This is a genomic window from Actinoallomurus rhizosphaericola, from assembly GCF_024055675.1.
In the GTDB taxonomy this organism is placed as follows: domain Bacteria; phylum Actinomycetota; class Actinomycetes; order Streptosporangiales; family Streptosporangiaceae; genus Actinoallomurus; species Actinoallomurus soli.
The window spans coordinates 226,629-239,962 of the sequence record NZ_JAMXMW010000001.1 but is presented as its reverse complement, the minus strand read 5'-3'; the positions used below and the strand labels follow the sequence as shown (position 1 = coordinate 239,962).

13 protein-coding genes are annotated in these 13,334 nt (G+C 74.2%); all 13 read right to left on the bottom strand.

The genetic code is table 11. The features are described 5' to 3' along the window. Positions 1–33: 33 nt before the first annotated feature. On the bottom strand, positions 34–984 hold the full coding sequence (locus NE234_RS01160) for an electron transfer flavoprotein subunit alpha/FixB family protein (protein ID WP_252775970.1): 951 nt from the start codon (positions 982–984) through the stop codon (positions 34–36). An 11-nt stretch (positions 985–995) separates the two neighbouring features. Then, positions 996–1,775, bottom strand: a complete 780-nt coding sequence (locus tag NE234_RS01155) for an electron transfer flavoprotein subunit beta/FixA family protein (protein ID WP_252775968.1) — start codon at positions 1,773–1,775, stop codon at positions 996–998. Between the two features lie 201 nt (positions 1,776–1,976). Beyond that, complete coding sequence (locus NE234_RS44995) at positions 1,977–3,605, bottom strand: serine/threonine-protein kinase (RefSeq protein WP_305886655.1); 1,629 nt, start codon at positions 3,603–3,605, stop codon at positions 1,977–1,979. A 65-nt stretch (positions 3,606–3,670) separates the two neighbouring features. Then, a complete protein-coding gene (locus NE234_RS01140) occupies positions 3,671–4,309 on the bottom strand; it encodes a hypothetical protein (RefSeq protein WP_252775966.1) in 639 nt (212 codons plus the stop codon). Positions 4,310–4,536: 227 nt separating this feature from the next. After that, positions 4,537–6,231 (bottom strand): serine/threonine-protein kinase, encoded by a 1,695-nt coding sequence (locus NE234_RS01135; RefSeq protein ID WP_252775964.1) that lies wholly within the window; start codon positions 6,229–6,231, stop codon positions 4,537–4,539. Between the two features lie 68 nt (positions 6,232–6,299). After that, positions 6,300–7,946 carry a serine/threonine-protein kinase gene (locus NE234_RS01130; RefSeq protein WP_252775960.1) on the bottom strand — a complete coding sequence of 549 codons (1,647 nt, stop codon included), beginning with the start codon at positions 7,944–7,946 and terminating at the stop codon, positions 6,300–6,302. Positions 7,947–8,002: 56 nt separating this feature from the next. Then, positions 8,003–8,812 (bottom strand): serine/threonine-protein kinase, encoded by an 810-nt coding sequence (locus NE234_RS01125; RefSeq protein WP_252775958.1) that lies wholly within the window; start codon positions 8,810–8,812, stop codon positions 8,003–8,005. Between the two features lie 79 nt (positions 8,813–8,891). After that, positions 8,892–9,419, bottom strand: coding sequence for a YbaK/EbsC family protein (locus NE234_RS01120; RefSeq protein WP_252775955.1), 528 nt, complete (start codon positions 9,417–9,419; stop codon positions 8,892–8,894). Positions 9,420–9,457: 38 nt separating this feature from the next. Further along, positions 9,458–10,300 carry a M55 family metallopeptidase gene (locus tag NE234_RS01115; RefSeq protein ID WP_252775952.1) on the bottom strand — a complete coding sequence of 281 codons (843 nt, stop codon included), beginning with the start codon at positions 10,298–10,300 and terminating at the stop codon, positions 9,458–9,460. Positions 10,301–10,356: 56 nt separating this feature from the next. Next, on the bottom strand, positions 10,357–10,746 hold the full coding sequence (locus tag NE234_RS01110; protein WP_252775951.1) for a hypothetical protein: 390 nt from the start codon (positions 10,744–10,746) through the stop codon (positions 10,357–10,359). Between the two features lie 13 nt (positions 10,747–10,759). After that, positions 10,760–11,575: a heavy metal-binding domain-containing protein gene (locus NE234_RS01105; RefSeq protein ID WP_252775949.1), complete on the bottom strand. Its 816-nt coding sequence runs from the start codon at positions 11,573–11,575 to the stop codon at positions 10,760–10,762. After that, on the bottom strand, positions 11,576–12,472 hold the full coding sequence (locus NE234_RS01100) for a heavy metal-binding domain-containing protein (RefSeq protein ID WP_252775947.1): 897 nt from the start codon (positions 12,470–12,472) through the stop codon (positions 11,576–11,578). It abuts the gene before it with no gap. A gap of 35 nt (positions 12,473–12,507) precedes the next feature. Then, positions 12,508–13,287 carry an enoyl-CoA hydratase/isomerase family protein gene (locus NE234_RS01095; protein ID WP_252775945.1) on the bottom strand — a complete coding sequence of 260 codons (780 nt, stop codon included), beginning with the start codon at positions 13,285–13,287 and terminating at the stop codon, positions 12,508–12,510. Positions 13,288–13,334 lie beyond the last annotated feature (47 nt).

Genomic DNA, 13,334 nt, shown 5'->3' with positions numbered 1-13,334 from the left:
GATGGATCCGCCGGGGCGTCGTCGCGCGCGAGGTCACTTGCGCTTGGTGATCTCCTCGGTCAGTTGCGGGGCGACCTGGAACAGGTCGCCGACGATGCCGTAGTCGACCAGCTCGAAGATCGGCGCGTCCGGGTCCTTGTTGATCGCGACGATCGTCTTGGAGGTCTGCATGCCGGCCCGGTGCTGGATGGCACCGGAGATGCCCACCGCGATGTACAGCTGGGGCGACACCGTCTTGCCGGTCTGACCCACCTGGAAGGTGTGGGGGTACCAGCCGGCGTCGGTCGCGGCGCGCGAGGCGCCGACGGCCGCGCCGAGCGAGTCGGCCAGCTCCTCGATGAGCTTGAAGTTGTCGGCGCCGCCGACGCCCCGGCCGCCGGAGACCACGATCGCGGCCTCGGTCAGCTCCGGGCGCTCGCCCTTCTCCTGGACGACCTTCTCGACGACCTTGGCGGCCTTGGCCGCGTCGGACAGCGTCACCGACACCTGCTCCTCGGCGGGCGTCGACGGCGCGGCCTCGGGGGCCGTGGAGTTCGGGCGGACCGCGATGATCGGCGTGCCCTTGATCACCTTGGCGTGCGAGACGATCGCGCCACCGAAGATCGAGTGCTCGCCGACGAACCCGTCCGCGACGTCGACGACGTCGGTGAGCACGCCGGACTCGGTCTTGACCGCGAGACGCCCCGCGATCTCCTTGCCCTCGCCCGTCGCGGCGACGAGGACCGCGGCCGGGGACTTCTCGGCGACGAGCTGAGCCAGCAGCTCGGCCTTCGGCGCGACGACGTAGGAGGTCAGCTCCTCGTCGGCGGCGACGTAGACCTTGGCCGCACCGTACTCCGCGAGCTTGTCCTTGGCGCCCTCGTAGCCCGGGCCGACCCATACCGCCGCGGCGTCGCCGTGCCGGCGCGCGAGCGTCAGCAGCTCGAAGGTGACCTTCTTGACCTCTCCGTCGACATGGTCGACGAGGACGAGAATCTCCGCCATTTCCCCGCCTCTCAGATGAACTTCTTGGACGCGAGGAACTCGGCGACCTTCACGCCGCCGTCGCCCTCGTCCTTGACGATCTGGCCCTTCTCGCGCGGTGGCGCGTCGGCGAAGTCGACGACCTCGGTCGAGGCCCCGGCGAGCCCGACCTTGGCGGCGTCGATCTCGGCGTCGGCGACGGCGAGCTTCTCGACCGGCTTCTTCTTCGCCGCCATGATCCCCTTGAACGAGGGGTAGCGCGGCTCGTTGATCTTCTCGACGACGCTGACGACGGCGGGCAGGCTCGCCTCGACGCGGTCGAAGCCGTAGTCGGTGAGCCGCTGCGCCTTGAGCGAGGACCCGTCGATCTCGACCTTGTTCGCCAGCGTCACCTGGGGTACGCCGAGCCGCTCGGACAGCATCGAGGCCAGCAGCCCGGTACGGGCGTCGGTCGACTCCGCGCCGAGGATGACGATGTCGAAGCCGATCTTCTTGAGCACCTGCGCGAGCGCGTACGAGGTCGACAGCGCGTCCGAGCCGTGCAGCGCCTCGTCCGACACGTGGACGGCCTTGTCGGCGCCCATGGCCAGGGCCTTGCGGATCGACTCCGTGGCCTTCTCCGGGCCCATGGTGAGGACGGTCACCTCACCGCCGTGGGCCTCCTTGAGGGTCAGGGCCTCCTCGACGGCGTACTCGTCGAGCTCGTTGATGACGCCGTCGGCCGCCTCGCGGTCGAGGGTCTTGTCGTCGGACCGCAGCTTGCGTTCGGTCGCCGTGTCGGGAACCTGCTTCACGCAGACGACGATGTTCATATGGTGTCCGCCCTCCCTGCACACTTCATCTACGCGCTCCTCCGGCACGACGGGCGCCGTCCCTGCGGGCGACGCGGGCTGACGCGTTGGACGCCCTAAGCCTGCCAAACACCCGAAGGTGGTTCGGCTCCGGGGCGTCCCCTCGTGTCGCCCCCGATGTTACCCACGGGTAGCGACTGTGCAAAAGTCCGTCCACCCCGTTCACGGTGCGGTGAACGGCCACCACGCCGGAAACGGGATCCCCACCACCGCCAGCGCCAGCGCTCCGGCGGCCAGGACCGCCAGGACCAGCCGGGCAACGCGGCGCTCACCGCCGTAGCGTGCGCGCACGACCGCCGCCACCACCATGAGCACCCCGAGGGGCAGCGCCAGGGCCCGCTCGCGCGGCACGACCGACCACCAGGTGATTCCCAGCACAGCGCCGTACCCCACGACCATCGCGACGACCAGCGCCACCAGCCGGACCACCGTCTGCGCCGGGACCGCGACGAGCGCGGCGAGCACCGAGCCGAGACGGGCAAGCCGGCCGACCCGTGCCGCCGTCCGGCGGCGGGCGCGGGCCACGGCGTCCCACGTGTAGCCGGCGGCGCAGGCCGACAGGATCGTCCCGACGGCCAGGACCGGCAGGGCGTAGCAGGCCGCCGGCACGGCGAGCGCCGCCGCCCCGCGCAGCAGGCGCATCGGCAGGCCGCGGCGCCGCTCCCCGGCACCCGGCCCGGCGGGCCGCTCCCCCGGCGGAACACCGTCGGGCCCCGGAGCACCGCCCGCCGCCGGGGCTTCCGGGGCGTCCGTCGAGGCGTCGAGCGCGGCGGGAGCGTCCCCCGCCGGCGGAACGGCGAGAGCGTCCGGCCCCGGCACGACGTCCGGCGCGCCGCGAACGCTCCGCGCCGGCGTGCCCTCAGCCGCGCCCCGAACCTCCCGCGCCGGCGTGACGTCCCACGCCGGCACGACGTCGGGCGCGGCACGAGGGTCCCGCGCCGGTCGCGCGTCCGGGGCGGCGACCGGCCGGGGGCCGCGCGACACCGCCGCCGGCCGGGGTCGGCGCCGTGCGGCGAACGCCTCCAGGAGGTCGCCGGTGCCCGGGCGCGCCTCCGGGTCGATCGCCAGCGCGGCCTCGAGCATCGCCCGCAGCTCGCCCGGGACGCCGCGGAGGTCGTGCCTTCCCCGCAGCACGCGGGAGAAGATCGCCTGCGCGGGCCCCGGCCCGTACGGCGAGCGGCCGGTGGCCGCGAACGCGACCGTCCCGGCCCAGGAGAAGACGTCGGCGGCCGGCCCGGCCCGCTCCCCGTCGAGGATCTCCGGCGCCAGGTAGCCGGGCGTGCCGATCGCCATGCCCGTACGCGTCAGCCGGGTCGCGTCCAGGACGTGCGCGAGACCGAAGTCGATGACGACCGGATCGCGGTCGACGATGATCACGTTGGCCGGTTTGAGGTCGCGGTGCACGACCCCGGCCGCGTGGATCACGTGCAGCGCGCGGGCCAGCCCGCGCGCCATCGTCGGCAGCGCCGCGCCGCGGAGCGGGCCCTCGCGGCGTACCCGCAGGTCGAGGGAGCGGCCCTGGACGTACCTCGTGACGACGTACGGACGGCGTCCGGTGAAGTCCGCGTCGACCACCTCGGCGACGTACGCGCTGCGGACCCGGCGCATGGTCGCGACCTCGCGTTCGAGGCGGCGGCGGGCGAGCGGGTCGCGGGCGACGGCGGGATGCAGGATCTTGACCGCGACCGTGCTGCCGTCCGGCGCCAGCGCGAGATGCACCTCGCCCATGCCACCGACACCGATCTCCTCCAGGAGCCGGTAGGGGCCGAGACTCTCGCGCAGGGACGTCATGGGGGGGATTCCGCGGTCGACGGGCTACCGCAAGATCGTAAATGCCCGGCCCGGCCGGTCCCCGGTCACGACACGCGCTGCTGGATGGAGTCCTGGAATCGCGAGAGCTCCTGGGCGATGGAGTTCTCCAGTTCGTACATGGGGGCGAAGCTCGGCCGCAGGACGATCGCGCCGGCCAGGACGGCGAGCGTCACCGCGCACAGGAGCGCTCCGATGACCGCGATCCGGCGCGGGCCGTACGCGAGCGCGGTGAAGACCTGCTGGAGATGCCGGCGCGGCGCCCGGACGCCCGGCGCGGCCAGCAGGACGTACGCCGCGGCCCCGGCCCCCCAGGCGGCCGCGACCAGCGGGGCGACCTGGACGTCGGCGGCCGCCGCCGCCATGATCACCATCGGCACCAGGACGGCGAACACCGCGGCGTAGGGCACGGTCAGCAGCGTCCCGACGACACCGCGGACGAGGTCCAGCGGCGCGGTCAGCGGGCCGACCGTCAGCCGCAGCGGGGTGGCGGGGTGTTTTCGCGCGTGGAACTGCCCGGCCCGCAGGTACGACGCGCCCGCCAGCGCCAGCAGGAGCCCGAAGAACGGCGTGATGACGGCGATCCCGAACACGCTGGCGACGACGAGGTACGTGAGGAGTCGTGACCAGCCCTCGACGACGGCGTCGACGGTCTCCCCGCCCTCCCGAGGCGGGTCGGAGACCACGCCGGATGTCTCATCCCACGTCATCGGCGCGCGGCGCGCATCCCGGCCGCCTGGCCGGCGAGAAACGCCGTTCCCTCCTCGGAAAAAGTCGCTGGGGTCCCGCATCGGGCGGACGTCGAAGGCGGTGCCACACTACCGCGCCGCGGGGGTCCATCCCGCGCGACGCGGCCGACACGCCGCGCGCATCCGGAGGGCGCATGCCGCCCCGAGCGGGGACGCCTCGCGCGTCACCGGTGCAGGAGCCCGGCGATCGTGTCCGTGAGATCGACGATGGCGCCCGCCCGGTCACCGATCGGCCACCACCGCGGGCGGAGCAGCCACCCCGCCGCGACCGCGAGCGCGGTGATCCCGGCGAGGCACAGGCCCACCGACGCGGCCTGCGCCCGGCTCCGGGCCAGCGCCGACAGCAGCCGGACCGCCTGGCGGCGCGGCCCCATGACGCCGGGCCCGGCGAGCGTCACCGCCGCGAACACCGCCGCGCTCCACCGGATGACGGCGTCCGGCCAGTCGACGTCGTGCCAGGCGGTCCAGGCGATCAGCGCCGCGCCGGTCACCGCCGCCGCCACGGCCGCGTACAGCAGGGCGGGCACCAGCGCCGCGGTGGACCGGCCCAGCGATCCCGGCAGGCGGAAGGGCGCCAGCACGAGGTCCTGGGCGCCGCGTACCGGCACCCGGCGGGACCGGACGGCCGAGTCCCCCGCCCGCAGGTACCAGACGGCCGCCACCACGACGGGCAGGCCGACGATGGGGACCACGGCACAGGCCGCCACGGCCGTGACGATGGCCAGGTAGGCGAGCAGCTTGTACCAGCCGAGCGCCACGCGCGGCGCCTGGCGAGGCGGGGCCCCTCCGGGAGAGGCCGGGACCGGCCCGGCCGCCGGGCTCGCCTGCGGCTCGGGAACGCGTGCCGCCGCGCCGGGGCCGGAGGCCGGGGAGTCCGGCGCCGCCCCGGCGGGACCGGAAGCCCGCGAGCCCGCCGGCCCGCCGGTGCCGCCGGAGGACCGGGAATCCGCCGGCGTGCCGATGCCGCCGGAGGACCGGGAGTCCTGCGGCGCGCCGGCGGGACCGGCGGCGTCGACGGCCGGGCCGAGGGCCGTCGCGGCGATGGGCGGTGGGGCGCCCAGGTCGAGCGCGCGGACCAGGCCCGCGAGCTCCGCCGCCGGCGGCCGGGCCTCCGGCTCGCGGGCGAGGGTCGCGCGCAGCAGCGGTTCGAGGGCCGGCGGCACGCCGTCGAGGTCGGGGTTGCCGGACAGGATCCGGGCCAGCACCGCCTCCAGCGAGCCGCCGCCGAACGGCGCGCGGCCGGTCGCGGCGAACGCGACGGTCGCCGCCCAGCCGTACACGTCGACGGCGGGGCCCGGCGGCCTGCCGTCGAGGATCTCCGGCCCGAGGTACCCCGGCGTGCCGACGACCAGGCCGGTCCGGGTGAGCCGCGTCGCGTCCGCCGCGTGCGCGATGCCGAAGTCGATGACCACCGGGGCGCCGTCGACCATCATGACGTTGTTCGGCTTGAGGTCCCGGTGGACGACGCCCGCCTCGTGGATGGCGGCCACGGCCTCGGCCAGGCCGATCGCCACGCGTGCCAGCGGCCCGCCGGACAGCGGCCCGGCCGCGCGGACCACACCGTCGAGCGGGTGGCCGTCGATGAAGCGGGTGACGATGTAGGGGCGTTCGGCGGCGACGTCGGCGTCGAGGACCTCGGCGACGTACGGGCTGCGCACCCGCCGCATCGTGTCGACCTCGCGGGCCAGCCGCCGCCGGAAGGTCAGGTCCTCGGCGTACTCGGCCCGCACGACCTTGAGGGCCACCTCGCGGCCGGCGTCGTCGACCGCCCGGTGGACCACGCCCATCCCGCCCTCGCCGAGGGCCGCGACGAGTCGGTAGGGGCCGACCTTGTCCACCGGGACGTCCTCCACTGGCATCGTTCGATCTTCCTCTGTCGGGCGCCGCCCCTGGTCAGGCGTCGGCTCTGGTCAGGGGTTGCCTCTGGTCAGCCGCCGAGCAGGCTCCGGATGCCGGAGCGGAGGTGGGCGAGGTCGCGCATCGACGACCCGGTCGCGAAGGGCCGCAGGTCCGGCGTCTGGCTGAGCGCGAACGACACGAGCAGGAAGACGACGAATCCGATGACCGCCAGCGCGATCAGGGCCTGGTTCCGCCTCGGCAGCGCGGCTCCCCAGAACCGCGCGAGCTGACGGCGTGGGGGCTCGCTGCCAGGCCCCAGGCACTGCACGATCACGAACGCCGCGGTGCCCAGCGCGACCGCGTGCGGGATCGTCAGCGCCGTCTTGGCGGCCAGCCCGATGAGCAGCACGATGACACCGGCCATGATCGCCAGCGGGCTGACCAGCAGCATGCCCAGCGCCGCGCGCACCGCCGTGAACGGCGACTTGGCGATGACCGCGACCAGGTCGCCCGAGCGCGGTCCGCGCCGGGTGCGCTTGGACGTGAGCTCCTTGTGGCCGCGGTCGGCGGTCCGCAGGACGAGCAGCACGGCGAGCACGACGACGAGCGCCAGCGTGGGCGTCACCAGGGACAGCCCGATCGCGGCGACGAGGAGCAGCAGGCTCAGGAACCGGTAGACGCCGTATGGCTTCGGTTCGTCCGGCCGCGGCGGCTTCGGCGGGCGCGGCACGTACCCCGGCGAGCCCTGCTGCGGCCCCGGCGCGCCGTACGGGGAACGCGCGTACTGCTGCGGAGGCGGAGGCGGCGGCGCCGGGGGCAGCTGCCCGACGAAGTCGCGCGGGCGGGCCGGTGCCGGTGGCGACGGCGGCGGGGACGAGACGGCGGTGAGCCGTTTGGTCTGGGACGACGGCGGGTCCAGCCGGGTGCTGTTGACGTCGATGCGCCGGGTCAGCTCGACGAGGGCGTGCGCGGTCGGCCGCTCGGCCGGGTTGCGCGCCATCGCCGCCCGGACGACCGGGAGCAGCGCCTCGGGCACGCCGTCCAGGTCCGGACGGCCCTCCATGATCTTGTAGAAGATCGACTCGAACGTGCCGCCGCCGAACGGCGCCCGCCCCGTCGCGGCGTACGCGATCGTGCCGGCCCAGGCGTGGACGTCCGCGGGCGCGCCGGCGTCCTCACCCTCGATGATCTCCGGGGCGAGGTAGCCGGGGGTGCCGATCACGAGGCCGGTCGCGGTCAGCCGCGTCGCGTCGACGCCCTGCGCGATGCCGAAGTCGATGACGACCGGCTCGCCGTTCTCCAGGAACATGACGTTGCCGGGCTTCAGGTCCCGGTGCACGATGCCGGCGTCGTGGATGGCGGCCAGCGCGGAGGCCAGCCCCGTCGCCAGCCGCTGCAGCGCGTCGCCGCGCAGCGGGCCGTCGTCGCGGACCGCCTGCTCCAGGGTCCGGCCGGGGACGAACTGGGTGACGACATAGGGCGGCTCGGCCGTCACGTCCGCGTCGACGATCTCCGCGACGTGCGGGCTGTGGACGCGGCGCATGGAGTCGACCTCGCGGGCGAGCCGGCGCAGGGCCGTCTGGTCGGACGCGACGCCGGGCCGCAGGACCTTCACGGCGACCTTGCGGCCGAAGGGGTCGGTGGCGAGGTGCACGACCCCCATACCGCCTTCCCCGATCTTCTCGATCAGGCGGTATCGGCCGATGCTCTCGCCGGACGTCTCGACCCCCTCCATAGATGCGTCACGATACCTGGGCATGTGTCACCTCACGGCCTTCCCGGCGGAACCGGTCACCACGCGGGAACCGGCCGCCGCTCGGTCAGACGACCCGCCAGCCAGGCCGCGGTCGGGCGCTCGGCCGGGTCGCGGGACAGGGCACGGCGCAGCAGCGGCAGCAGCGGCTCGGGCACGCCGTCCAGGTCGGCGGCCCCGCGCAGCACCCGGAAGCAGACGCCGTGCAGCGAGCCCGCCCCGAACGGCGGGCGGCCCGTCGCCGCGAACGCGACCGTCGCGGCCCACGAGAAGACGTCGGACGCCTCACTGCAGCGACCGCCGTCGATCAGCTCGGGCGCGACGTAGCCCGGCGTCCCGGTCAGCACGCCCGGCTGGGTGACCTCCTCGGTCCCCGTCTCCCGCGCGATGCCGAAGTCAATGATCTTGGGTACGCCGCCGAGCACCATGACGTTGCCGGGCTTGAGGTCCCGGTGCAGCACTCCGGCCCCGTGCACCGCCGCCAGGCCCCGCGCGAACCGCTCCGCGAAGCCGTACAGCGCCTCCTCCCACAACGGCCCGTACGTCGTCACCAGGTCGCGCAGCGGCACGCCCGCGACGAACTCGGTGACGAGGTGGGGACGGTCGCCGTCCAGGCAGGCGTCGAAGACCTCGGCGACGTACGGGCTGCGCACCCGCGCCATCGCCCGGGCCTCACGGGCCAGGCGGCGGCGGACGCCCGGGTCGTGCGCGAACTCGCGCCGCGGCTCCTTCACCGCGACCGTCCGCCCGAACCGGTCCGTGGCGCGGTACACCACGGACGTGGCCCCCTCGCCGACCCGTTCCAGCAGCTCGTACGAGCCCAGCGGCGCAACTCCCGTCGCGTTCATGCAGGGTTTGACGCCGAACCCGCTCCGGAGGTTCCGGATCGTGTCAACCGGGCGGGGCTCAGGGGCCCCGCCGGGTCCGTCAGCGGGCGAGGCCCTCGATGACCTCGGCCGAGCCGAGCGCGGCGAGCGAGGCGCCGGGGACGATCAGCTTGGACCGCCGCACCCCGCTGCCGACGACGACGTACGGGGTCTCGACGACGGCCCGGTCCACCAGGACCGGCCACTCGGCGGGCAGGCCGAACGGCGTGATCCCGCCGTACTCCATGCCCGTCTCCGTCACGGCCTGCTCCTGCGGCGCGAACGACGCCTTCCGCGCGTCGAGCCGGCGCCGTACGACGCCGTTGACGTCGGCGCGCGTCGTCGCGAGCACGACGCAGGCCGCGAGCCGCACCTCGCCGCCCCGCTTCGCGGCGACGATCACGCAGTTGGCCGACGTGTCCAGCGGAGTGCCGTACCGCTCGCAGAACGCGGCGGTGTCGGCGAGTTCCGGGTCGATCTCGGCCACCTGGAAGGCGTCCTCGCCCTTCCACCCGCGGATCGCCTCCGCCACGGGCGCGGCGAGCAGATCCGTACGGTCGAGGGCGGGCTCGAGCGACAGTCCCCACATGGGACGTCACCCTACCGACGTCTCCTGGACCGCCGGCGTCAGCCGTAGTGCCGGCCGGTGCAGCCGACGTCTCCGCCGATCGAGGCCAAGATGCCCAGAACCGCCATGATCTCGGCGTAGTCGTCGCTGGTGAACTCGACCGACCGGGGGCCGAGCCGCTTGACGCCCGGGATCATCGCGCAGGACTCCGCCATCGCGGTGGACGCCCAGTCGATGCCCAGCGTGTACGGGGACGGCACCGTGTACGGGCGGCGGCGGTCCAGGTCGCGCAGGGCGCGGGCGGCGCCCTCCCGGATCAGGGCCTGGGCGCGGGCGGGCGGCAGGAGCTGCGCGGAGTAACGGTCGATGCCCTTCTTCACCGCGACCGTCTCGACGTCGCCGAGCACCTCGCGGGCCTCCGCGCACGCCGCCTCGTCGCCCGCCACGAGCGCGACCGGCACGCCCATCGACCCGGCCAGCGCGGCGATCAGCCGGATCTCGCCGCAGATCTCGCCGTTCAGGTAGAGGTTCTGGATCTCGTAACCCATCCACGTGTGGTTGAGCACGCCGTGCGGCACGCCCGCGCGGGCATGGTAGCCGACGAACATCGCCGCGTCGTGGCCGGTGTCGAGCCCCTGCCCCATCCGCAGCGGGCGGTACGGCCCGCGGATCAGCGAGCACCGCTCGTCGATGAGGTCGGCACGGATGTTCTTCGTGCTGCCGTGCGCGTCGGTGACGATCACCTCGTCGGCTCCGGCGTCGAACGCCCCCGCCACCGCGGCGTTCGCGTCGGCGGTCATCAGCTCGCAGCCGCGCTCGTAGCCGCGCCCGCCCGCCCGCATCTCATCCGGGTCGGTGAGCCCGGACACGCCCTCCATGTCGACCGAGACGAACACCCGCACTGACGACTCCCTTCACGAAGACGGCGCCTCGACCGTACAGCGTGGACCTTCGCCGGTCAGCCGCCGGCCACCAGGCGGCGCAGCGCCTCGGCGGCACGGGCGTCCGCCTCGGCCTGGGCCAGGAGCTCCTCGGTGAGGGCGCGCACCCACACGTCGAGCGTCACCTGGTCGCGGGAGAGCACGACGCCGCGCACCTCGTGGTGGATCTCCCCGACCGGCCGGCCGGCGGCGGCCGTGAGGGACAGCGTGCGCTCGCCGAGCCGGACGACGATCCGGTGGGGCCGCCCGTCACGGCCCCGCAGCCGGTCGCCCAGGCTCCGCTCGTGCTCTACGGTCACGCAGCCGGGCGGCAGCGCGTCGGCGAGCGTTCCGGTGAGCACGCGGGCGTACGTGGCGAGGTCGGCGGTGTCCCGGCGCAGCGCGGCGGCCACCATGTCGAAGTCCATGGCCATCAGTGAATCAGCGGTCCAGCCCGAGCACCATCTGCGGCTTGGCGATGACGTGATCGGCCCGCAGCGGCCGTACGGCCGTCCCGATCGCGAAGAACTCCATCGTGTGGCCGCCCCACTGGTGGTGGAACTGGTCGAGGTAGACCCCGACGATCCCCTCGGCGTGCAGGGCCTGCGCCTCCGCCTGCATGCGGGTCATCGCCAGCTCCCGCGCGTCGTACAGCGCCTGGGTGAACTCCGGGATCTCGACGTTCTGCCCGAGGCTGCCGAGGACCGAGCCGAGCCGGCGGTGCGCGACGTGGTACACGCAGGTGCCCATCACCATGCCCAGCGGCGCGTACCCCGCCTGGATCAGGGTCCAGAAGTCCTGGCCGTTCAGGTCGGAGGTGAACGGCTGGTTCTTGTTGTTCCGCCAGGTCTGGGAGGTGTCGTCGGCCTTGACCGCGGTGCCGATCGCGATGAACTCGGCGATGTCGCTGCCGAAGTCGCGGAACTCCACGCGCAGCCGGACGCCGACGATGCCGTCCGCGCCGAGCTGGTCCGCCTCGGCCTCCATGCGGGTCATCGCCAGCTCCCGCGCGTGGTACATCGCGCCGGACAGCTGGTCCAGCTCCATGTTCTTGCTCCACCGGCCGACCTGGATGCCGACGTGGTAGATCGAGCTGCCCAGCACCAGCCCCAGCGGACGGAACCCGGCCTCCCGGACGAGCAGGAACTCGTTCACGGACAGGTCGCTGGTGAACAGCCCACCGGGCGCCCCCGGGCGCAGCTCGGCGAGCCGGGTCATCGCGTCGGCGGGAACTCCCTGAGCGACGGGATCGGTCATCTATCTCAACCTCATGATCGTCAACGGGCGGATCGGGCGGTGCGGAGCGCGGAACTCGGCGATCGCGGTGCCGAGGATCGTGGTCTCGACGACGTGGTCGTGCTGCTTGTCGGCCACCCTGCACTCACGTTCGTTCACGCGCAGGTCGACCCCGGAGACGACGACCCCGTCGGCGCCGGTGCGCCCCGCGTCGGCCAGCAGGCGCGCGCGGGCCTCGTGCCGGGTCACCGACACCAGCTCCGTCCAGCCGCCCACCTCCTGCGCGGGCGCGAATCTGCCGGTGGACCAGTTGACCCGCCAGTCGTCATGGCGGACGCCGACGGAGGTGCCCATCACCAGGTCCACGGGCACCCAGCCGGTCTCGATCAGCTTCACGAACTCCTGGCCGCTCACATGGGACAGGAACACCCGGCCCGGGCGTACGTCCCCGGCGGCGCGGACGGCCGTGCCCATCGCCTGGAACTCCAGATGGTGCGCCGAGCCCTGGAACGGCGCGACGGTCAGCCGTACGGCCACGACGCCGTCCCCGCCCAGCGCCGCGCACTCGGCGGCCATCCGGCTCATCGCCGTGTGCCGGGCCCGGTAGAGCGTGTCGACGTACGCGCCATAACCGCCCCACGCGCCCTGCATCCCGGACGTGATCGTCGTCGCGGAGCCGGGGCCGAGGAAGGCGCGCCGGTAGCCGCAGTCGATCGACGCGCGATACCACCAGGCCAGGTTGTGGACCGTGCTGCCCATGACCTGACCGACCGGCTCGAACCCGACCGACCGCAGCCCGGCGAACTCGTTCACGGTCAGGCCGGAGGTCCAGGTGCCGGACCCGCGGGCCTGCCCGAGCCTCGCCTGCGCCGCGGGCGGCAGCGGCTCGCCGGGCGCCCCGCCTCCTGACCCGTTCACGATCGTGTGACGTACGACCGGGCCGCCGGGTTCCGTCAGCGGCCGGTGAAGCGGGCCTTCCCGGGTCCTTCCTCCATGAAGCTGCGCATGCCGTTCTTCTGGTCCTCGGTGGCGAACAGGCCCGCGAACTGCAGCCGCTCGATCTCCAGCCCGGTGGCCAGGTCGGTCTCCAGGCCGGTGTCGATCGCCTGCTTGGCGGCGCGCAGCGCGATCGCCGGGCCCGTGGCGTACCGCGCGACCAGCTCGGTCGCGGCGGCGTACACCCGGTCGTCCGGCACGACCCGGTCCACCAGGCCGATCGCCAGAGCCTCCTCGGCGCCGACGTGCCGCCCGGTGAAGATCAGGTCCTTGGCACGGGACGGGCCGATCAGCCGGGGCAGCCGCTGGGTGCCGCCGGCGCCGGGGATGACGCCGAGCTGGATCTCCGGCTGGCCCACCTTCGCCGACTCCCCCGCGACGCGGAAGTCGGCGCAGAGCGCGAGCTCCAGGCCCCCGCCCAGCGCGTACCCGGTGATCGCGGCGACGACCGGCTTGCCGATCCGCGCGACGGCGTTCAGCGCGTCCTGCAGGGCCCGGGCGTGCCCGGTCGCCTGGGCGTACGGCAGCTCGGCCATCTCCTTGATGTCCGCGCCGGCCACGAACACCCGCTCACCGCCGTACAGCACGACGGCCCGGACGTCCGGGTCGGCGTCCACGGCCCGCGCCGCCTCGGCCAGCTCGGCCACGACCTGCGCGTTCAGGGCGTTCACCTTCGGCCGGTCCAGCCGGATGGTGGCGACGGCCTCCTCGACCTCCACGCGTACGAACTCGCCCAACACGACCTCCCTCATCGACTGCCTGCCTCGCGTCGTGAGCGTAACGA